Here is a 21,467-nt window from a genome sequence, read left to right as displayed (position 1 = left end):
CCATGAAGTCCAGCCAGCCTCTTCGCGGCGCCCTGTTGTGGATCTTGCTGGGATCCACCTCGGTGCAGGCCGCCAGCCAGTGTACCGAAGCCTTCCTCTTCCCGGTGCAGAGCCACGCCTCCCCCGGCGTGCTGAGCATGAACAATGAAAGCAAGATCATCAGCACCACAGTGGGGGCCAGTTACCCCTTCCTGACCAAAAACATCCAGCCCAACGCCAACTGCAACAACGGTGGTTTCTGGAACAACGGCACCTGGGTCTCCAATTGCAACGTCAGCGGCGCCCTTGCCAGCCCGCTCAAGGATGTGACCTTCATCAGCGACCCCGACGCGTTTCCGGCCAACCCGGGGGGCTTCCCCTCCTACAGCGGGAAAAATGATCTCGCTTGCGACGGGGTCATCTCCCCTGCTGCCGGTGACTACAAGAACGCCTCGTGGGGGGGCAACAGCTGCGTGGCGACCCTGAAATCGGGCCAGACCTATCGCTTCGATACCTTGTCTATCAGCGAAGGGGCGATGATCAACCTCAACGGTGCGACCGTCTATGCCCAGAAGATGACCATCAAGAATGGTTACAACAGTGGCGTCACCGGGTCGGGAGACCTTCATGTGAACGATCTGACGGTGACTGGTCAGGGCAAGCTCAATGACGCCAGGGTCACCGTCTACAGCACCCTTGAGGTCTCGGGCAATGGCAATACCGGGACTGCCGTCTTCCAGCCGCACTACCTGGACAAGGTCACCATGGAGGTCTCTGCCAGTGGCCAGAGCGTGCTCATGGGGGCAGGGGACTGGTTTATCAAAAGCCTGGGGATGAAGAGCAACAGTGCCATGACCTTCCAGGGGCAGAGCTCCCTCGCCGTCTATGGGCTCAAGATGGAAAACGAGAGCCGGATCTCCGCCGCAGGGAGTCGCAGCGATCTGACGCTTCTGCTTCACCAGACCCTGGAGGTGAGCGGCAACGGTACCCTCAACGGGTATCTGCAGGCCAGCTACCTCAAGACGTTCAAACACCAGAGCACCTCCAACATCAATTTCTACTTCCGTGGCGGCAACCACTGGATAGACAAGATGGAGCTCGGCCAGAACGACAGGCTGATCTTTGACAGCGGCAGTGCCGCGAGGTTGTACATCAAGAGCGATCTGGCCCTGAGCGACCAGATGGAGGTCAATGCGGGGGGCAAGGCCAACGACCTGATGATGTATCACTTCGGCAAGGTCACCATGAGCGGCAATACCAAACTCAACGCCATTCTCTATGTGAACGCCGGGGATCTGGCCATGAGTGGCCAGGCCGTGCTGACCGGTGCCGTGTCGGCGGTGAACGTCTCCATGACCAACAACAGCCAGGTGATCCACGAGCCCTTCAACGGCGACTGGCCGGGCATGTGTGAAGACCCACTGACCTGTTTTAGCGACGACTTCTCCGCCAGTACCCTCAGCAGCAACTGGGTGGTGGCTCAACGCAATGGCAGCACCTTGCCCTCTTTGCAAAACGGTCGCCTGCGGCTGACCCAGAATACGACCAACCAGGCCACCTCTGCGACCTTCCAGCGCCTCTTCCCGGGGGCCAGCAATCTGGTGACTATCGAGTTCGATCAGTATGCCTACAAGACCTCCGGCTCGAGCGGGGCGGACGGGATGGCGGTGGTGCTCTCCGATGCGACGATCACGCCCCAGCCCGGCGCCTTCGGTGGCCCGCTGGGTTATGGCTTCAAGACCGGGATCAGCGGTTTTGCCGGCGGCTGGATGGGGGTCGGTATCGACGAATACGGCAACTATGCCAACGAGGGGGGCTCCTATAATCCCGGGTCTCGTCCTCAGGCCGTTTCCATTCGTGGCTCCGGTGCCAGCTCGGGGACCTCGGGCTATCGCTATCTGGCGGGAACGGCGAGCAACCTGAGCCCGGCAGTGGACAGCGGAACCAATGGCAACCGCCCCCATCGTTACCGCATCACCATTGACTCGCGCACTGCCGGCAGTTCACTTGCGTCGGTTGAGCGGAACACGGGCTCGGGTTACACCATGCTGGTGGGGCCCATCAATATGGTGAACCAGACGGGGCAGGCGGCGGTGCCCGCCAACTTCCTGCTGTCGCTCACCGGCTCCACCGGTTCTGTGACGAACTACCATGAGCTCGACAACGTCCGGATCTGCGCCCTCAAATCCAATCCGGTGGGGACCCAGATCGATCACTTCGAGTTCGATCACTCCGGTCAGGCCCTGACCTGCAACCCCGAGACCCTCACCATCCGGGCCTGCGCCAACGCCAGTTGCAGCCAACTGTTCACGGACCCGGTGAGCGCCGTCCTGGCCCCCCTCAAGAATGGCAGCAACGGCTGGATAGCCGACAGCCAGGTGAGCTACAACGGTAACACCGCTACCGTGACCTTCAGCAACGGCACCGCCAAATTGCAGCTGCGCAACAATCTGGCGACGGCCATCACAGTGGGAGTGAGCGGCTCGACGCCGTCCACCAAACCCCTGAGTACCACCCTGTGCCGCGCCGGCAGTGGTGCCCTGAGCACCGCCGCCTGTACCTTGAGCTTTGCCGACAGCGGCTTCCTGTTCAATGTGCCGGATACCCTGGCCAACAGGCCCCAAGATGTAGTGATCAGTGCCGTCAAAAAGGACAATGCGACCCAGCAGTGTGTCCCCGGTTTTACCGGTGAGCGTTCGGTCGGCTTCTGGGGAACGTATGTCACCCCGAATGACAATTCGGCCGGGAGTCAGATGGCGATAGATGGCAAGACGATTTCGACTTATGCCGCCAATGTAGTCTCGCCAGCGGCGACAACCCTCAATTTGACCTTCGATGGTCAAGGCAAGGCGACGTTGAAGAGTGTTCGCTATCCGGATGCAGGCCAGATGCGGCTTAATGCCCGCCATGATGGCAGCGGTGATACCGCAGGACTGGTGATGACAGGGTCGGATCTCTTCGTCAGCCGCCCGGTGGGGCTCTGCATCACGCCCACCCAGGGGGCCTGCGCGGCAGGTGATATCACCTGCCCTGTGTTCAAGAGGACGGGAGACAGCTTCTCGCTCAATATCCAGGCCATGGCGTGGCAGAGCGACAGCGATAGGGATATCTGCACCGGCAATGGCACCACCCCCAACTTCGTGTTGTCCGACATCGCCCTGACCAGCGAGCTGGTGGCCCCTCAGGGGGGCGTGGCCGCCCAGGTCACTCCGACCAGGTACAGCCACGTTGCAGCCAGTGCCGGCCTCAATACCCCCGCCCTCAGTCTCAACGAGGTCGGGGTCTTCAGGATCAAGGCGACGCCACCGGTGGCAACGTCGCCAGAGGGAAGCACAGTATCAACGGGCTATTTCGGTTACACCATCCCTCCCGCCACCAGCGTGCCGCTGGGGCGCTTCGTACCCTGGGACTTCAACATGACGAGCGGCATCGTCACCCCGGCCTGCGGCGGTTTCAGCTATATGAGCCAGCCATTCGGGGTACAGACGGTGGTGGAGGCGCGCAACAAGGAAGGGAGTGTCACGAGGAACTACCGTGATGCCTTTGCCAGGGGGGCCCTCACCCTGGTGGCCGCCAACAATCAGGACGGGGTGGACAGATCCAATCGGCTGGCGCCGCTGGCCGCCAGCTGGACCGAAGGAACAGGCAAGCAGTCAGGTCAAACCCGCTTTATGCGGCTGCGCGAACTGACCCCTAGCCTGACCGCACCGGAAGAGCCCTTGCCGCTCCTGCGACTAGGGCTCAGAGTGACGGACGGTGAGACTCCTGAGACCAGCTTCCTCAGCGGTCGGAACATGAATCCGTCCGTCAGCGGCACTTGCCAGAGCGGGGTGAACTGCACCGCCAAACAGCTCTCCATTCCGAAGGGATCGGACGATACCATGATCGCCTACTACGGCCGGCTGCTCGCCAGCACCCGTCAGGGGGTCGATAGCGCCCCGCTGGCGCTGCCCCTGCAGGTGCAATATTTCGAAGGGGGCCTGTGGCGAGCCAATTCGCAAGATAGGCGAGCCAATTCGCAAGATATCTGTACCCAGATCTCCCTGGCGGGAGGTGGTATCGTCTTTACCGATGCGGAGCAACGCTATGACTCCGCGACGGGGGATCTGATCCTCAAAGACGGTACCCGCATTCGCCTTGGTCTCGGCAATGTGGCTCCGGGCGGTACTCAGGTCGGTTTCGACGCAGGCGAGACCCGGTTCCACTTCGCGCCACCCAATCAGGCGGTGCGCATTCCCTATCGGATCGTGCTGGAGCAACAGCCATCCCAACCCGTCTGGTTGGCGGATCCCGCCACGACGGGTCATCTGCAGGGGGAGGCGATTTTTGGTCGGGATCGGGGCAATGATCGGATTATTTATCGCCGCGAAGTGATGCCCTGACACCCGGGCTGACACGGGGAGATAGACGCATTGCTGTACAGTGGCGTCTTATCTCCTTGTTTCGTAGTGTTTGTCGGCCTGAGCGGGTGAGTGATGACTCGCATTTTTGTCGCGCCTGATTGATTGGCGACAGTTTGAGCGCTTGCCCATTGGGGTGGGCATTGGTAAAGTTAGCCGGTTTTCTGCACCTCCAAATTCTTAGGATTTCCCGTAGCCATGTTCAAAAAGCTCAGAGGCGTCTTTTCCAACGATCTGTCGATCGACTTGGGAACTGCCAACACCCTGATCTATGTAAAAGATCAAGGGATCGTCCTTAACGAACCCTCAGTTGTCGCCATTCGCCAAGAGCGCGGGAACGCCAAATCGGTCGCTGCTGTCGGTCATGCCGCCAAGCAGATGCTGGGTCGTACCCCGGGTAACATCTCCGCCATTCGCCCGATGAAAGACGGCGTGATCGCCGATTTCTACGTGACCGAGAAGATGCTGCAGCACTTCATCAAACAGGTTCACGACAACAACTATTTCCGCCCCAGCCCGCGCGTGCTGGTGTGCGTGCCCTGCGGCTCCACCCAGGTGGAACGTCGCGCCATCAAGGAATCCGCTCTGGGCGCCGGCGCCCGCGAGGTTTACCTGATCGATGAACCCATGGCTGCCGCCATCGGTGCCGGCCTGCCGGTCTCCGAAGCGACCGGTTCCATGGTGGTGGACATCGGTGGCGGTACCACCGAAGTGGCCATCATCTCCCTGAACGGCGTGGTCTACTCCCAGTCCGTCCGTATCGGTGGCGACAAGTTCGACGAAGCCATCATCAGCTACGTCCGTCGCAACTACGGCAGCCTGATCGGGGAAGCCACCGCCGAGCGCATCAAGCACGAGATCGGCTCCGCCTATCCGGGCGAAGAGGTGCGCGAGATCGAAGTGCGCGGTCGCAACCTGGCCGAGGGTGTGCCCCGCAGCTTCACCCTGAACTCCAACGAGATCCTGGAAGCGCTGCAAGAGCCGCTCTCCGGCATCGTCTCCGCCGTCATGGTGGCCCTGGAGCAATCCCCGCCCGAGCTGGCGTCCGACATCTCCGAGCGCGGCATGGTGCTGACCGGTGGTGGAGCTTTGCTCAAGGACATCGACCGTCTGCTGATGGAAGAGACCGGCATCCCGGTCGTCGTGGCTGAAGATCCCCTCACCTGTGTCGCCCGTGGCGGTGGCAAGGCGCTGGAGCTGATCGATATGCACGGTGGCGATCTGTTCCACTACGAATAAGACCCAAAGCCGGCCGAGCGCCGGCTCTTTTTTGACGACTCATGAAACCCATCTTCGGTAGAGGCCCTTCGCTTCAGTTACGGTTGTTTCTCGCCGTCATCATCTCTGTCGCTGCCATCGTCGCGGATTCCCGCTTCGGTGTGTTCAGCCATGTCCGCGTTTATCTGAGCTCCCTGGTGAGCCCGCTGCAATACATCGCCAACGCCCCCGGCACCCTGCTCGACACCATGTCGACCCAGGTGCAGACCCGCGCCGATCTCATCGAGCAGACCAAGCAGCAGGAGCAGCAACTGTTCACCCTGCGCTCGCGCCTGCTCAAGATGGATCAGCTGGAGCACGAGAACCAGCGTCTGCGCGAGCTGCTGGGGTCGCCGGTACACAAGGAGTCCCGCAAGATGGTGGCCGAGCTGCTGTCGGTGGATTCCGACCCCTTCAGCCATCAGGTGCTGATCAACAAGGGGGCGCTGGATGGCGTCTACAACGGCCAGCCGGTGATCAACGATCAGGGGGTGGTCGGTCAGGTGCTCCACGTGGGCTCCACCACCAGTCGCGTCCTGCTCATCACCGACTCCAGCCACGGTATCCCGGTGCGGGTGCTGCGCAACGACTTGCGCGCCATCGCCTCCGGCAGCGGCGAGCTGGACAAGCTGGAGCTGCGCAACCTGCCCCGCAACACCGACGTCCAGGTCGGCGATCTGCTGGTCACCTCGGGCCTGGGCGGCCGCTTCCCGGAAGGTTATCCGGTGGCGACCGTGACCCGCTCCGACTACGTGGAGGGCAAGCCCTTCGCCCAGATCGAGGCCAAGCCCCTGGTGGCGCTGGACCGTCTGCGCTACCTGCTGCTGCTGTGGACCGACAAGAAACCGGAAGTACACGACAAGGATGCCCTTGAGCCTGCGGCGAGCGCCTCGGCGGCCACGGCAACCTCGGCGGCGGGGGCGACGCGCTGATGCTGCAACCCGCCAGCGGCAGGATCTGGATCTGGTGTTCGATCCTGCTGGCCCTGTGCCTTTCCATCCTGCCGCTTCCCTTTCAATTCGAACCCTTCCGTCCGGACTGGCTCGCCATGGTGCTCATCTACTGGGCGCTGGCGCTGCCGCACCGGACCAACGTCGGCACCGCCTGGGTGGCGGGCCTGCTGCTGGACGTGCTGCTCGGCAGCACCCTCGGCGTGCGGGCCATGGCCATGGCCATCACCACCTACCTGGCGGCCTTCCAGTTCCAGAAGATCCGCAACTTCTCCCTCTGGCAGCAGGCGCTGATCATCGGTCTGCTCTCCCTGGTGGGGAAGATCACCGTGTTCTGGGCGGAGCATCTGTTCAGCCGGGCCAGCCTCAACTTCGCCTACTTTTGGTCGACGTTGACGACGATGTTAATATGGCCCTGGATTTTTATGGTCTTGCGCAAGGTGCGGCGTCGCTTCAATATCAAGTGAATGTGAATAAAAACAACGCATTGTAACTGCGCATCGTCTCATTGAGTGAAGTATGAACAAGCACAACGAACTGCAACTCTATCTCGCCTCGGGCTCCCCCCGCCGGCACGAGCTTCTGACCCGCCTGGGCTACCGTTTCGAGGTCCTCAAGCTGGATGTGCCGGAGCTGCGCAACGACGGTGAGAAGCCCCAGGATTACGTCTGCCGGCTGGCCCGCGACAAGGCGATGGCCGGTGTGGCCGCGGCGCCCACGGCGCTGCCTGTGCTGGGGGCCGACACCATAGTGGTGCTGGGGGAGCGGGTGCTGGAGAAACCCTCCGACCTGCTGGACGCCAAGGACATGCTGGAAGCCCTCTCCGGGCGGGTACACCAGGTGATGACGGCGGTGGCCCTGGCCACCCCGGAGCGGTGCGATGTGCGGCTGGTCACCACCAACGTGGCGTTTCGCAAACTGGACGAGGCCGAGATCGAAGCCTACTGGCGCACCGGCGAGCCGTGCGACAAGGCGGGCGCCTATGCTATCCAGGGCATTGCCGGCAAATTCGTCAGTCGCCTCGAGGGGAGCTACAGTGCCGTGGTCGGCCTGCCCCTGCTGGAGACGGACCTGTTGATCAAGCAGCACCTCGAGCAGACCCGGTAATCCTCTCGTCAGCAGTGCGCTGCTGAGTTACCCGTTGTTCGTCGTGCCAGAATTCAAAACTAGAAAGGCAAGGTAACTTATGTCGGTAGAACTGCTGGTAAACGTCACCCCCTCCGAAACCCGGGTCGCCTTGGTCGAGAACGGTCTGCTGCAGGAAGTGCATGTGGAGCGTCAGGCCAAGCGCGGCATCGTGGGCAACATCTACAAGGGCAAGATCAGCCGCGTGCTGCCAGGCATGCAGGCCGCCTTCGTCGACATCGGCATGGACAAGGCCGCCTTCCTGCACGCCTCCGACATCGTCCCCCATACCGAGTGCGTGGCGATCAAGGAGAAGGAGCAGTTCCAGGCCGGCAACATCGCCGAACTGGTGCGCCAGGGGCAGGACATCATGGTACAGGTGGTCAAAGACCCGCTCGGTACCAAGGGGGCCCGCCTCACCACCGACATCACCCTGCCATCCCGTTATCTGGTCTTCATGCCGGGCAGTGCCCACGTGGGGGTCTCCCAGCGCATCGAATCCGAGGCGGAGCGCGAGCGCCTCAAGCGCACCGTGGCCGGCTATGTGGACGAACTGGGTGGCTACATCATCCGCACCGCCGCCGAAGGGGTGGGGGAGCAGGAGCTGGAACAGGACGCCGCCTTCTTGAAGCGCCTGTGGCGCAAGATCCTCGAGCGCAAGCAGAAGTATCCCCCCTGCAAGATCCTCTATGAGGATCCCAGCCTGGCGTTCAGGGTGGTGCGTGACTTCGTCGGTGCCGAGCTCGACAAGATCCGGGTCGACTCGCGCCAGAGCTTCGATCAGCTCAAGCGCTTCACCGAGGAGTACGTGCCCGAGCTTGCCAACAAGCTGGAGTACTACACCGGCGAGTCGCCGATCTTCGATCTCTACGACGTGGAGAACGAGATCCAGCGGGCCCTGGAGCGCAAGGTGGAGCTCAAATCCGGCGGCTACCTCATCATCGACCAGACCGAAGCCATGACCACGGTGGACATCAACACCGGGGCCTTCGTCGGCCATCGCAATCTGGAAGAGACCATCTTCAACACCAACGTCGAGGCCACCGCCGCCATCGCCCGTCACCTGCGCCTGCGCAACCTCGGCGGCATCATCATCATCGACTTCATCGACATGCAGTCCGAGGATCACCGTCGCCGGGTGCTGCACAGCCTGGAGCTGGCGCTGGCCAAGGACAGGGCCAAGACCAACGTCAACGGTTTCTCCCAGCTCGGGCTGGTGGAGATGACCCGCAAGCGCACCCGGGAGAGCCTGGAGCACGTGCTCTGCGCCGAGTGCCCCGAGTGCAAGGGGCGCGGCCGGGTCAAGACGGTGGAGTCGGTCTGCTTCGAGATCCTGCGGGAGATCATCCGGGTCAACCGCGCCTACGACGCGGATCAGTTCACCGTCTATGCGGCCCCCTCGGTGGCCGATTACCTGCGGGGGGAGGAGTCCCACAGTCTGGCGGAGCTGGAAGTCTTCATCGGCAAGCAGGTCAGGGTGGTCTCCGAGCCGCTCTGTGGGCAGGAACAGTTCGATGTGGTGATGATGTAATTGGTCTATCGCTGGCTGAGTCGGGGCTGGTTGGCCCTCGGAGTCTTCTTCGTGCTGCTGGCCGTTCTGGTCAGCGTGGTACGACTGGGCGGCCCTTTGCTCAACCAGCACCGAGCGGCCGTGATAGGGACCCTGCTCGGAGAGAGTCAGCTCGAGGTGAGCGTGGATCACGTCGGGCTGGAGTGGACTCCCCGCGGCCCGGCCATCGGGCTGGAAGGACTGGCCATCGCCCCCGATTCGGGGCGTTTCTCCCTGCGCCTTGGCAAGGTGTGGGCGCACCTCGACTTCTGGCGCTCCCTCAACGAACTCAGACCGGTGTTTGGCCAGTTGATCCTGAGCGACGGCAACATCGCGCTGGACATGACCCAGCCCGCTACCCCCGTCAGCGGGAAGAGCGCGAACCAGCAGGAGGCCCTGCTGCGCTTCCTGCTGACCCAGCTCTCCACCTTCGATATTCACGACACTCGCCTGAGCCTCACCACGGCACTGGGGGAGGTGCGCGCCCTCGACATCGCCCAGTTGCGCTGGCAGAACCGCGGCAAGCGCCATCAGGGGGTCGGCAAGGCCTATCTCATCAACGGGGTGGGGGAGAGCACCCTGGACCTCATCATCGATGTGGATGCTCCCGAGGTGCGGCTCGACCGCCTCAAGGGCCAGCTCTATCTGGGGGCCCGGGAGCTGGACATCAGCCCCATGCTGGCCCGGATCCACGCCGGCGCGCCGCCGGTGAGCGGCCAGCTCGACTTCCAGCTGTGGAGCGAGTTCGAGCAGGGCAGGCTCGGCAACTCCCTGCTGGCCTTTGGCAACAACCACCTGATCTGGAAGGACGAGATCAAGGGGGAGCCGCACCGCCTCGACCTGCAGGGGGGCAAGATCCAGCTGCGCCGGGACGGCGAGGCGTGGCAGCTCGCCAGCCACGACGTCATCTTCAAGCTCGATGGCGCCACCTGGCTACACAGCCGCCTGCAGCTCGAGCGCATCGGCTCGCGCATCCAGGGCTATGTGCCCGCCATCGATATCGACCAGATTGCCAACTTGAGCCAGCTGGTCTCCGGCCTCTATCCCGAGCTGACCGAGACCCTCAAGCGCACCCGGCCAAGGGGACAGTTGCAGGAGCTGGTCCTGCAGGCCGACGGGGACTGGCAGGGGCTCTCTCTGCAGGGGCAACTGCGCGGCTTCGGGACCCGGGCCTGGCACGATGTGCCCGGTCTGCAAAAGCTGGACGGCGACTTCTGGCTGACCCCGAACGGGGGACGCGCCCGCCTGACCCTGGGCAAAGGCAAGGTGGATCCGGCCCGCCACTTCAAGGAACCCATCCCGGTGGACAGCCTGAGTGCGGCCCTCGACTGGTGGCGGGCGCCGCAAGGCTGGGTGCTCTATGGTCAGGACATTGCCCTGGAGAACCCGGATCTGCGCCTCGCCAGCCGGTTTCGCCTCGAGCTGTTCGAGCACCCCTTCCTCGCCCTGACCGGGCGGATCGACGTCAAGAACGCGGCCCATGCGGATCGCTACTACCCCCTGGCGGTGATGGATGAGGGGCTGGTGAGCTACCTGAGCGGCGCCATCAAGGGGGGCAAGGCCAAGGGGGCCGACCTGCTCTGGTACGGCGAATTCCGTGACTTCCCCTACGACAACGGCAAGGGCGTCTTCCAGGTGGCGGTGCCGCTGCAACAGGCCACCTACGAGTTTTTCCCGGGCTGGCAGCCGCTGACCGACCTGCAGATCGATCTGCTGTTCCAGAACGCCAGCCTCGACATGAACAGCCGCGCCACCCAGCTCGGCAAGGCCAGCTCCGACTCGGTGCACGCCTGGATCCCGGACCTCTATCCGGGGGCTCACCTCTACGTGGATGCCAAGGTTGAGGGCGAGGGCAAGGCCATCAGCGACTATTTGCAGGACTCGCCGCTGGGGGGATCCGTCGGTCAGGCGCTGCGGGAGGTGGAGATCCGCGGCCCCATGAAGGGCACGGTGAAGCTTGACATACCGCTGGATGGCGAGGGGGAGGTCAAGGCCAGCGGGGAAGCCAGCTTCAAGGACAACAAGGTGAGGATCGCCTCCCTGGATCTGCCCCTCGACGGGGTCGCAGGGACGCTCGAGTATGACAACGAGCAGACGCGCATTCACAACCTCAAGGCCAGCCTGTGGAACCAGCCGCTGACCCTGGATTATCAGGGGCGGCAACTGCCCCACGGCTATCAGGCCGATCTCAAGTTCCAGGGGCAGTGGGACAGCCGCCGCCAGCGCCGGGACATACCGGCCCTCGAGATGCTCCAGGGGCGCAGCAACTGGTCGGGTACCCTGGGGCTGACCCTGCCCGAGAACAAGGCGTTCAGCTTCCAGCTGGCGCTGGATTCCAACCTGCAGGGCATGGGGCTGGATCTGCCCGTGCCCCTGACCAAGGCGGCGGGTACCCGGCTGCCCCTCAAGGTGACGGCCCGTGGGCGGGATGGCAGCGCCGACATCCGCGCCGTGCTGGGGGCGGACATCGACATGCAGAGCCGCCTGGTGTACGGCGACGGCGTGCCCTATCTCAGCCGGGTGCGGGTCAACATCGGCCAGCCCGGGGCGCGGGTGATGCAGGACAAGCCCATGCTGCTCGCCATCAACCAGCAGCAGGCGGACGTGGCCGGCTGGCTGGCTCGTCTCAAGCAGTGGCTGCCGGTCGGTTCGGCGCCGAGTGACAATGCGGTGGTGGGCCCCTCTTTCTTGCCCCAGGAGTGGTGGGTAGATGGCCAGCTGGCCCGTGCCGACATCGGCAGTGCCAGCCTCAAGGCGGTGCACTTCACCCTGGGGCCGGTGAACCAGGCCACCGAGGTGATGATCGACAGCCCCGACGTGATGGGGGTGGTGCGGGTGCCGGTGGCCGATGGGCGCCCCATCGATGCCAAGTTTGCCCGCATCTACTGGTCCGGCAAGGGGACCGATCTCAGCCCGGATCCCGATGAGCGCCAGGACAGGGCCATCATGAATGCCATTCCCTGGCTCACCTTCAGCTGCGTGGATTGCCGCTTCGGCGAGCTGCCCCTGGGTGAGGTGAAGGGGGAGCTGCTGCCCGGGGCCAACCGGCTGGATCTCAAGGGACTGGAGATGCGCCTGGCGGGCAGCACCCTGCGCGGCAGCGCCGAGTGGCTGGCCCGTGGCAGCCAGATGCAGACCCGTGCCAGGGTGAACCTCGAGACCCGCAACAGCGAGCTCCTGCTCAAGCGGCTCGGCTACACCTCGCCCATCGGGGATGCCCCGGGCAAGCTGGCGCTGGATCTGAACTGGCGTGACGTGCCCTACCGCCTGAGCCTGCCGACTCTGGCGGGCAGTGCCGACTACCAGCTGGAGGGAGGCACCCTGCGGGAGGTCAACGACAAGGGGGCCCGGCTGCTCTCCCTGCTGAGCCTCGACTCCCTGATGCGCAAGCTGCGCCTCGATTTTCGCGATGTATTCGACAAGGGCTTCTATTTCGAGTCCATGTCCGCCTCCGCCAAGGTCAATCAGGGGGTGGTGGAGAACAACGACTTCTACATGAAGGGCGCCGCGGGCAACCTGCGGGGCAAGGGCATCGCGGATCTGGTGCGCTGGCGGCTCGACTTTGATCTGAGCTTCTCCCCCAACCTGGGCGGCACCCTGCCGGTGGTGGCGGCCTTCTCCCTGACCCCCATCACCGGGCTCTATGTGCTGGCCCTCTCCAAGCTGCTGGAGCCTGTGGTGGACGTGGTGACCCGCATCGATTTTCGGGTCTCCGGCCCGCTGGACGCCCCCAGGCTGGTGGAGGCGGGGCGGGATCGCGCCCGCATCAAGCTCAACCAGCACCAGAAGGATGCGGTGGATGCGGTGGCGCCCGGCCTGCCCGCCAAGGAGGTCACCCCCTTCCTGCTCGATCCCAAGCACCAGGGCTCGGGTCAGCGCTGAGGGCATGCTCCGGGCTGGGGGACTTTCCCCCGGCCGCCAAACCCCTCATAGTGCAGATATTGCCCCGCGAGCCGAGAAGGCCTTCTGTCACCGGTCACCGGCTCGCCCAACAGATGAGTGCGGATATTGCCCCGCGAGCCGAGAAGGCCTTGTGTCACCGGCTCGCCCAACAGAAGAGTGCGGATATTGCCCTGCGAGCCGAGGAGGCCTTCTGCCACCGGCTCGCCCAACAGAAGGAGCGCGTCATGTGGCTAGCCGCCATGCAGTTGATTTCGGGTCGTACCTGGCAGGATAACCGGGAGCGGATCGCCGCCGAGCTGGCGAGTCTGCCCGGGGAGCGCCCCTTGCTGGTGCTGCTGCCGGAAAACTTCGCCCTCTTTGGCGAGCGGCAGGGGTATCTGGACGGGGCAGAGCCGTTGGGAAATGGCCCAATCCAGCAGCAACTCTCTGATTGGGCCAAATCCCACGGCATCTGGCTGGTGGCCGGGGCCATGCCCACCGCCATCGCCGGTGCCGACCACATCCACACCAGTACCCTGGTGTTCGATCCCGACGGCGAGCTCAAGGGGCACTACCACAAGATCCACCTGTTCGACGTGGACGTGGCGGACAATCACGGCCGCTACCGGGAGTCGGAGACCTTCAGCCCGGGTGATCAGCCTGTGCTGGTGGACTCCCCCTTTGGTCCCCTCGGCCTTTCTATCTGTTATGATCTGCGCTTTCCCGAGCTGTACCGCCAGTTGGCCCGGGCGGGTGCCCGGGTGCTGCTGGTGCCTGCCGCCTTTACTGCCGTCACCGGCGAGGCGCACTGGGAGCCCCTGTTGCGGGCCCGCGCCATCGAGAACCAGTGCTACGTGGTGGCCGCCAACCAGGGAGGCACCCACGAGACGGGGCGCCAGACCTGGGGCCACAGCATGGTGATCGACCCCTGGGGCCGGGTGCTGGCCTGTCGGGCGTCGGGGCAGGGCACTGTGCTGGCGCCGCTGGATGGGGCCCTGATCGATGAATTGAAACGCACCATGCCGGTGCTGCAACACGCCCGCCTGCTGTGAGCCCGCGGCCGTGGATTTAACCGTTACGACATCTCGCATGAGAGTGGAGAGAAAGATTTGAGTCTATTGAGCCAGGTTAGTGCCTCCCTGTTGGCCCCGAACGATCTCGACGAAGGGCGGCTGCAACAGCTGCTCGGCAGCCTGATGAGCCATCAGGTGGAGTTCGGCGACCTCTATTTCCAGCGCAGCTGGCACGAGTCCTGGATGCTGGAGGACGGCATCGTCAAGGATGGCAGCTACAACATCGATCAGGGGGTGGGGGTGCGTGCCGTCAGCGGCGAGAAGACCGGTTTCGCCTACTCGGACGAGCTGAGTCTGCTGGCGCTGCAACAGTCGGTGACTGCCGCTCGCGGCATCGCCGCCGCCGGTGCTCACGGCAAGGTAAAAGCATGGGCTCGCACCGAAGCAAACCTGCTCTACCCGGCGCTGGATCCCCTGCAGACCCTCGACAAGCAGCAGAAAATTGCCCTGCTGGAGCAGATGGACAAGTTCGCCAGAAGTCTGGATCCCGCCATCAATCAGGTGATGGCCTCCATCAGCGGGGTCTATGAAGAGATCCTGGTGGCAGCCACCGATGGCACCCTGGCCGCCGACGTGCGTCCGCTGGTGCGCCTCTCGGTGACCGTCATCGCCGAGAAGGGGGATCGCCGTGAGCGCGGCAGCGCGGGGGGCGGTGGCCGCTTCGGTTACGACCATTTCCTCGAGCTGGACGGGCTCGAGAGCCGGGCGTTTGGCTATGTGCGCGAAGCGGTGCGCCAGGCGCTGGTCAACCTGGAGGCCATCGATGCCCCGGCCGGCACCATGCCGGTGGTACTCGGTGCCGGCTGGCCCGGTGTGCTGCTGCACGAGGCGGTGGGTCACGGCCTGGAAGGGGACTTCAACCGCAAGGGCTCCTCCGCCTTTGCCGGGCGCATCGGCGAGCAGGTGGCTTCCAAACACTGCACCATCGTCGATGACGGCACCCTGCCGGGTCGGCGCGGCTCCGTCTCCATCGATGACGAGGGGACGCCGGGCGGCTACAACGTGCTGATCGAGAACGGCATCCTCAAGGGTTACCTGCAGGACAAGCAGAACGCCCGCCTGATGGGCGTGCCGCTCACCGGCAACGGCCGCCGCGAATCCTACGCCGCCCTGCCGATGCCGCGCATGACCAACACCTATATGCTGGCGGGTCAGTACGATCCGGCCGAGATCATCGCTTCGGTGAAGAAGGGCATTTACGCCCCCAACTTCGGCGGCGGCCAGGTGGACATCACCTCCGGCAAGTTCGTCTTCTCCGCCTCCGAGGCCTACCTCATCGAGGATGGCAGGATCACCGCGCCCATCAAGGGGGCGACCCTGATCGGCAACGGCCCCGAGGCGATGAGCCAGGTTTCCATGGTGGGCCGTGATCTCGCGCTGGATCGCGGGGTCGGGGTCTGCGGCAAGGAGGGGCAGAGCGTGCCGGTCGGCGTCGGCCAGCCCACCCTCAAGCTGGATCAGCTCACCGTGGGCGGCACCCAGTAAGGGCGCCGCAGAACAAGCAGCAGAGAGAACCCATGCTTACCCTGTCGAAAATTTCCAATATCCGCAGTCAGCTCTCCCCCAGCGAGCTCAAGATCGCCGATTACATCTTGGCGTGCCCGGAGCAGGTGACCCATTTCTCCTCCCAGGAGCTGGCCCAGCAGGCTGACGTCAGCCAGTCGAGCATAGTGAAGTTCACCCAGAAGATCGGGTTCAAGGGCTTCACCGCCTTCAAGCTGGCGGTGAGCGAGGATCTGGGGCGCAAGCACGCCATCAAGACCGACAACGTAGGGGATCTCTACAACGGCATCGGCCGCGACGACGATCTGGAGACCATGGCCAAGAAGCTGGCCCAGGAGAAGATCAACTCCATCGTGGAGACCACCCAGGCGCTCGACAATGCCACTTTGGCGCGGGTGCTGGACGTCATCAACCAGGCTGGCCGGGTCCAGCTGGTGGGGATCGGCGGCTCGGCGCTGACCGCCAAGGATCTCTGGTACAAGCTGCTCAAGATCGGGGTCACCACCCTGTTCGCCCAGGACAGCCACGTGCAGATCTCCATCGCCCAGACCCTGGGCCCGGGGGACGTGCAGCTGGTGGTCTCCTATTCCGGCGCCAGCCGGGACGTGCTGGCAGCGGCCGAGCTGGCCAAGCGCAACGGCGCCACCCTGATCGCGGTCACCTCGTTTCGCAACACCCCTCTGCGGCAGATGGCCGACATGGTGCTGGACACCGTGGCCGACGAGAACGAGCTGCGCATCTCCTCCATCTCGTCGCGTACCGCCCAGAACACCATCACCGATATCCTGTTCCTCGGCCTGGTGCAGCGCCGTGACGAGGCCTGGGCGCTGATCGACGGCACCCGCGGTGCTATCGACCGACTCAACAAGGAGTGAAGCGGCCCGGCTGCAACAGACGCCGAGACCTGCCGAGAGAGAAAAACCACCCGCCTGCGGGTGGTTTTTTTATGGGCCAGTGCCGGCTCAGAGGGCGAGAGCCCAGCGCAGGAAGGCCTTGCGCTGAGCCTCGTCGGCGGCGAGGTAGCGTCGTTGCAGTTCAGGGTCGACGGGCACGGCGCCCGGGGTGGTTGCGGGCTGGGCGAGGGTGGCGGGCGGCGGAGTGATGGCCGCGCGAGCCGGTGCGTCGTAGCGGGCCAGCAGCGCCTGATAATCCGTCATCAGACTGTCCTGGCTGCGGGGGAGGGTGGTTGCCGACAGGGGGTGGCTACCCTCGGGGGTCTCAAGCCGCAGGTTGGGGTGGGTGGCAAAGTGGCGAATGGCCCGGGAGTCGGCCAGCGGCGGAGTGGTCAGTTTCAGGGTGCCGCTGGCGGGCAGGGTCAGGGTCAGCAGCAGCGGGGCGGAGCGGACGCGCCCCTGGCTCTCGTTGGTGGAGCCGGGGTCGAGGGGGCTGTCGAAACGTACCAGCAGTCGGGTGTCGCCAGCGGGCAGGGTGAGCGCTCGCTCGAAGGGGGAGACCTGGCCCCGGGATGAGGCCAGCAGGACGAGGGTGTCTGCCAGCTCCAGCCGGGCGGCCTGGACCGACAAGGTCATGGGCAGCAGCAGGATGAAGAGGAACAGGAGGCGGATCATGGGGAGCTCCAGCAGAAAGAAAATGCCGGCCAGAGGCCGGCAGGGGATCAGAACTCGTAGCGCAGGCCGAGGTGGTAGAAGCTCTCGCTGTTGCTGCTGCCGCCAAAGCTGGTGATGGTGCTGCCGGACAACCCGTCTTCACCGCCCCGGAACACGTAGGCGCTGTAGAGGGAGGATCGCGGGGTGAGCTTGTACTGCAGCTCCAGGGTGGTATCCCGCAGACTCATGCCGTCTCCCCCGTCGTTGTCGAGGTGACGATAGCCGGCGCGGGCTGCCCACTTCTGGCTGATGTCGTAGACGGCGGTCAGTTCCCATACCTTGTCTTCACTTTCTGCCCGGCCGTTGCGATAGCTCACCTGATCCTTCGCGTAGAGGGCGCCCAGCATCAGCGAACCCAGAGTGTAGCGGGCGCCGATGCCGCTGAAGCGGTACTGGTCGGCGTCGGGATCCACCTTGCTGGCATCGGTCTGGGCCGCCTTGCTCTGCTGGTAGGCGATGACCGGTGCCAGCTTGCCCGCCGCGCCGAGGTCGAAGGTGTAACGCAGGGCGCCGTTGTAGCCGTAGTCGAGATCCGAGGTGCCGTTGCCGAGGATGTAGGCCAGCGATACATCCAGATTGCCGAGAGTGTTCTGGTATTGCAGGGTACCGTCCTGGCGGAACACCTGGACCGCAGTGGAGTCTACCTTGCTGGCCTGGCGCGCCATGGAGACATCGGAGGCGGCAAACACGTCGCCGATGTCGGTGAACATGATGAGGCCGGAAGAGACCCGGCCACCGGTCACCTTGCCCCACTCGCCGCCATCGATCCCGGCCCAGACGTAACGGGCGGTGAGGTCGCTGCTGTTCTTCTGCACGTTGTTGGCGTATTCGGCGGCATTGACCTGGTACTGGGCCATGCCGATCACGGCCACCTGGTCGTTGACGGTCTGGCGGGCGGTGAAGCCGATGCGACCGTCGAAGTCCCCCTGGCTGTTGCCGTTTTTCTTGTCCGAGACGTTGAAGCCGAGGCGACCGTAGAGATCGACGTTGGAGCCGTCATCGGCCTGGTAGATGACGGCGGCCTGCGCCGTACCGGCGGCAAACAGGGCAGGAATGGCCAGGGCAAGCATGGACTGTTTCATTGTTGTCTTTCCTGTGTGGGCTCTTGTGCCAGAGCCGGGGTGAGTGAAGCCGTGACCCCGATTGCTCGGGGCCAGATAGCCAGCTGGATAGAGGAGAGAGGGTTAGCTCAGATCGACGTTCTTGCAGCCGAAGAGCAGGGTGAAGAGGTAACCGCCGAAGTAGGCAACCGCCAGACCGAGGCCATAGACCATCATGCCGGGGAAGATCCCCTGGGCCGAGGTCATCAGCGGCAGCGCGACGATGCCGGAAGGGCCGAACACGGTGTTGAGGCCGACCGGAAGGCCCATCCAGGAGATGAGACCGACCACGAACCCCCCCAGCGATCCGCCGCAGCAGGCGGTGATGAAGGGTTTGACCCTCGGCAGGGTGACGCCGTAGATGAGCGGCTCACCGACCCCGAGCAGGCCGGGGATGATGGTGCCCTTGACCTGGGTGCGTAGCAGGGAGTCCTTGGCTGCGCGACTGTAAAGCGCCAGGGCGGCGCCGACCTGGCCGGCCCCTGCCAGTGCGAGGATGGGGAACAGGGAGTTGAAGCCCTGGGCATCCATCAGTGCGAAGTAAACGGGCACGAACCCCTGGTGAATGCCGAACATCACCGAGATGAGGAACAGACCGGCCAGGATGGCGGTACCGAACGGGTTGCCATTGAGGTGGATGAAGAGCCAGGACATGCCGTTGTAGAGCTGCACCCCCAGGGGCATGATCAGGACGAAGGTGACGGCCCCCATGATCAGCAGGGTGATGCAGGAGGTGAGTATCATGTCGAGGCTGTCCGGCATGAAGCGACGCACCTGGCGTTCCACCGAGGCGCCGATGATGCAGGCGATCAGCACCCCGATGATGTTGCCACGGGGATCAATGTGGTGGCCGAAGAAATCGGTGATGCCTGAGTAGATGCCGCTGGTGGCTTGGGGGTCATAGCCCATCACAAACAGGGAGGCCAGAATGGCACCGTTGACCCCGGAGCCGCCGAACGCTTTCTGGGCGTTGTAGCCGATGAGAATGCTGAGGAAGCTGAACAATCCCTTGCTGAACAGTTTCATGTAACCGACCAGCTCCACCAGCATTCCGCCGGTGGCTGCGCTGTCCTGCAGCAGGGTCTGTTCGATCAGGGTGGCAAAGCCGAGCAGCAGCCCCGCGGCGATAAAGCCGGGGATCAGTGGTGTAAAAATGCTGGCAAACTTGGCCAGAAAGCGGTGGGCCGCACTGCTCTGTTTCTGCTTGAGTGCCTGCTTGTTGGCCGAGGCGATGTCGCCAAGCTCGGTGGGGGCCGCAGCCGGAGCCTCCAGCGCCCCCAGTCCTGCGCTCAGCATGTCGTTCATCAGCTCGCAGGCGGTCTGGGCCTTGCCCGGCCCCAGCACGATCTGGAACTGGTTGTCGCTCTCAATCACCCCCATGACGCCGGCGATGCGCTTGATGGTATCGCGATCCGCATGCAGGCTGTCCGCCAGGCTCAGTCGCAATCGGGTCATGCAGTGGCCGCAGTGGGTGATGTTGTCCCGGCCGCCGATGGCCTGGATGATCTGGCCGATCATGGTGTCAGTTATTTTTGCCATAAAGAACCCAGTCAGTCTGTGGTGTCAGCAGGGTGCCTAGCACCCCGTTCTCGTTATGTGATGGCCATCCCTGGCCAATGTGCGGTTGGCCGATCAGTGGGTGCACTGGCTGATGAAGCCGTTGCTGCTTTGCAGGCGGTGGCGGGCCTCATCGGCCGTGAGTCCAGCCAGGATCATCACGATGGCGGTCTTGCAGTGGTTGTCCGCCTCGGCCAATGCCCGCTCTGCGGTGGTGCGCTCGCAGTCGGTGGCCTCCATCACGATGCGTTTTTGCCGCTCCACCAGCTTGGCGTTGGTGGCTTCCACGTCCACCATCAGGTTGCCGTAGACCTTGCCGGTGCGGATCATGGCGCCGGTGGAGAGCATGTTGAGGATGAGCTTCTGCGCCGTGCCCGCCTTCATGCGGGAGGAGCCGGTGACGATCTCGGGGCCGACCACCGCCACCATGCTGATGTCGGCGGCCCGGGCCAGCGGACTGCCGGGGTTGCAACTGATGCTGCAGACCGTGGCACCCACCGCGCTGGCGTGGGCCATGGCGCCCAGTACGTAGGGGGTTCTGCCGCTGGCGGCGATGCCCACCAGCACATCGTTGGCGCAGAACTGGATGTTCTTCAAATCCCGGGCACCCAGCTCTGCGTCATCCTCGGCGTTCTCGACCGCCTGCAAGATGGCCTTGTGGCCGCCAGCAATCAGGCCTATCACCTGCTCGGCAGAGACGCCATAGGTGGGCGGGCATTCGCTGGCATCCAGGATGCCGAGCCGGCCCGAGGTGCCGGCGCCGATATAGACCAGTCGCCCACCCTTACCAAAGGCTGCCGCGATGGCATCGACCGCCCGGGCGATTTCGGGCAGCAGTTGGCCCACCGCCAGCGCCACCTGCTGATCCTCCTGATTGATGACGCGCAGCATCTCCAGGGTCGACAGCTGGTCGATTTCGACGCTGGCCGGGTTGCGGGTCTCGGTAATCATGCTTGATAGGTCAATGGTCATCGTTTCCTCTGCTTAAGGTCATCGCCACTCCCGGCGTAAAACATCCCTCTCGATGATGAACATGATCATCGATTTTTGATTTCTGTTATGAGATCAATGTCGCATAATTAATTATTCCATTTACTTCTGATTCTAAGTTGTGAAAATTCCTGCACGGAGAGGGCTGGGTGGGATCGGGGTGATGCCGATGGCACTAGAGGGGGGAGAGGCTGAAGGAGAGCCAATAAAAAGCCCCGGCAGGCGCCGGGGCTGGGAAAGGGGTCGGGTCAGTTGACCGAAATGGCGCGGGCGTCGATGAAGAAGCGGGCGTGGCCGTGGTCATCCACCCTTATCTGGGCGAGCAGGCGATCCTTTCGCTTGAACTCCCATCCTGTCTTGATCCGGGTCAGCGCGGGGCTGGCGGCACCGACCACGTTCAGATACTCATGAAACAGGCTGTAGCTTCCAATCTCGGTCAGCATCTTTTCCATTTGCATATCTCCTCAAGTGATGGGGTCAGCACATGCCACGCTA

At 63.8% G+C, this 21,467-nt stretch carries 15 protein-coding genes; 10 read left to right on the top strand and 5 right to left on the bottom strand.

Annotated elements, in window-relative coordinates:
* The first annotated feature begins 2 nt into the window (after nucleotides 1-2).
* The 10 genes from AB5Y93_RS08405 to AB5Y93_RS08360 all read left to right on the top strand — a co-directional run bounded on the left by AB5Y93_RS08405 (nucleotide 3) and on the right by AB5Y93_RS08360 (nucleotide 16,593).
* On the top strand, nucleotides 3-4,361 hold the full coding sequence (locus AB5Y93_RS08405) for a DUF6701 domain-containing protein (RefSeq protein ID WP_167825712.1): 4,359 nt from the start codon (nucleotides 3-5) through the stop codon (nucleotides 4,359-4,361).
* Nucleotides 4,362-4,577: 216 nt separating this feature from the next.
* Nucleotides 4,578-5,618 carry a rod shape-determining protein gene (locus AB5Y93_RS08400; protein WP_005308111.1) on the top strand — a complete coding sequence of 347 codons (1,041 nt, stop codon included), beginning with the start codon at nucleotides 4,578-4,580 and terminating at the stop codon, nucleotides 5,616-5,618.
* Between the two features lie 41 nt (nucleotides 5,619-5,659).
* On the top strand, nucleotides 5,660-6,568 hold the full coding sequence (mreC, locus tag AB5Y93_RS08395) for a rod shape-determining protein MreC (protein ID WP_029313545.1): 909 nt from the start codon (nucleotides 5,660-5,662) through the stop codon (nucleotides 6,566-6,568).
* Entirely contained in the window at nucleotides 6,568-7,053 is a 486-nt protein-coding gene (gene mreD / locus AB5Y93_RS08390) for a rod shape-determining protein MreD (RefSeq protein ID WP_010672635.1), read from the top strand. Before mreC ends, mreD begins: the two co-directional genes overlap by 1 nt.
* Before the next feature lie 52 nt (nucleotides 7,054-7,105).
* A complete protein-coding gene (locus AB5Y93_RS08385; RefSeq protein WP_010672636.1) occupies nucleotides 7,106-7,693 on the top strand; it encodes a nucleoside triphosphate pyrophosphatase in 588 nt (195 codons plus the stop codon).
* A 79-nt stretch (nucleotides 7,694-7,772) separates the two neighbouring features.
* The gene (gene rng, locus AB5Y93_RS08380) at nucleotides 7,773-9,242 is read left to right on the top strand and encodes a ribonuclease G (RefSeq protein WP_010672637.1); all 1,470 of its coding nucleotides are present in this window, start codon (nucleotides 7,773-7,775) and stop codon (nucleotides 9,240-9,242) included.
* Complete coding sequence (locus AB5Y93_RS08375; protein WP_368229166.1) at nucleotides 9,243-13,142, top strand: YhdP family protein; 3,900 nt, start codon at nucleotides 9,243-9,245, stop codon at nucleotides 13,140-13,142. It abuts the gene before it with no gap.
* A 245-nt stretch (nucleotides 13,143-13,387) separates the two neighbouring features.
* A complete protein-coding gene (locus AB5Y93_RS08370) occupies nucleotides 13,388-14,194 on the top strand; it encodes a carbon-nitrogen hydrolase family protein (RefSeq protein WP_010672639.1) in 807 nt (268 codons plus the stop codon).
* A gap of 57 nt (nucleotides 14,195-14,251) precedes the next feature.
* The gene (gene tldD, locus AB5Y93_RS08365; protein WP_069785497.1) at nucleotides 14,252-15,700 is read left to right on the top strand and encodes a metalloprotease TldD; all 1,449 of its coding nucleotides are present in this window, start codon (nucleotides 14,252-14,254) and stop codon (nucleotides 15,698-15,700) included.
* A 32-nt stretch (nucleotides 15,701-15,732) separates the two neighbouring features.
* Nucleotides 15,733-16,593 (top strand): SIS domain-containing protein, encoded by an 861-nt coding sequence (locus AB5Y93_RS08360; protein WP_011704383.1) that lies wholly within the window; start codon nucleotides 15,733-15,735, stop codon nucleotides 16,591-16,593.
* An 87-nt stretch (nucleotides 16,594-16,680) separates the two neighbouring features.
* Here AB5Y93_RS08360 and AB5Y93_RS08355 read toward each other — a convergent pair whose 3' ends face one another.
* The 5 genes from AB5Y93_RS08355 to AB5Y93_RS08335 form a co-directional block, all read right to left on the bottom strand.
* A complete protein-coding gene (locus tag AB5Y93_RS08355; protein WP_151027565.1) occupies nucleotides 16,681-17,286 on the bottom strand; it encodes a DUF2057 family protein in 606 nt (201 codons plus the stop codon).
* A 47-nt stretch (nucleotides 17,287-17,333) separates the two neighbouring features.
* A complete protein-coding gene (locus AB5Y93_RS08350) occupies nucleotides 17,334-18,407 on the bottom strand; it encodes a porin (protein ID WP_368229165.1) in 1,074 nt (357 codons plus the stop codon).
* A gap of 102 nt (nucleotides 18,408-18,509) precedes the next feature.
* Nucleotides 18,510-19,964, bottom strand: coding sequence for a PTS N-acetylmuramic acid transporter subunit IIBC (gene murP, locus AB5Y93_RS08345; protein ID WP_368229164.1), 1,455 nt, complete (start codon nucleotides 19,962-19,964; stop codon nucleotides 18,510-18,512).
* Nucleotides 19,965-20,057: 93 nt separating this feature from the next.
* Entirely contained in the window at nucleotides 20,058-20,954 is an 897-nt protein-coding gene (gene murQ, locus AB5Y93_RS08340) for an N-acetylmuramic acid 6-phosphate etherase (RefSeq protein WP_151027568.1), read from the bottom strand.
* 266 nt (nucleotides 20,955-21,220) lie between these two features.
* Complete coding sequence (locus tag AB5Y93_RS08335) at nucleotides 21,221-21,424, bottom strand: hypothetical protein (RefSeq protein ID WP_041212219.1); 204 nt, start codon at nucleotides 21,422-21,424, stop codon at nucleotides 21,221-21,223.
* Nucleotides 21,425-21,467 lie beyond the last annotated feature (43 nt).

Source organism: Aeromonas sp. R10-1, from assembly GCF_040908465.1.
In the GTDB taxonomy this organism is placed as follows: domain Bacteria; phylum Pseudomonadota; class Gammaproteobacteria; order Enterobacterales; family Aeromonadaceae; genus Aeromonas; species Aeromonas caviae.
This window is presented reverse-complemented; position numbering and strand designations above follow the sequence as displayed.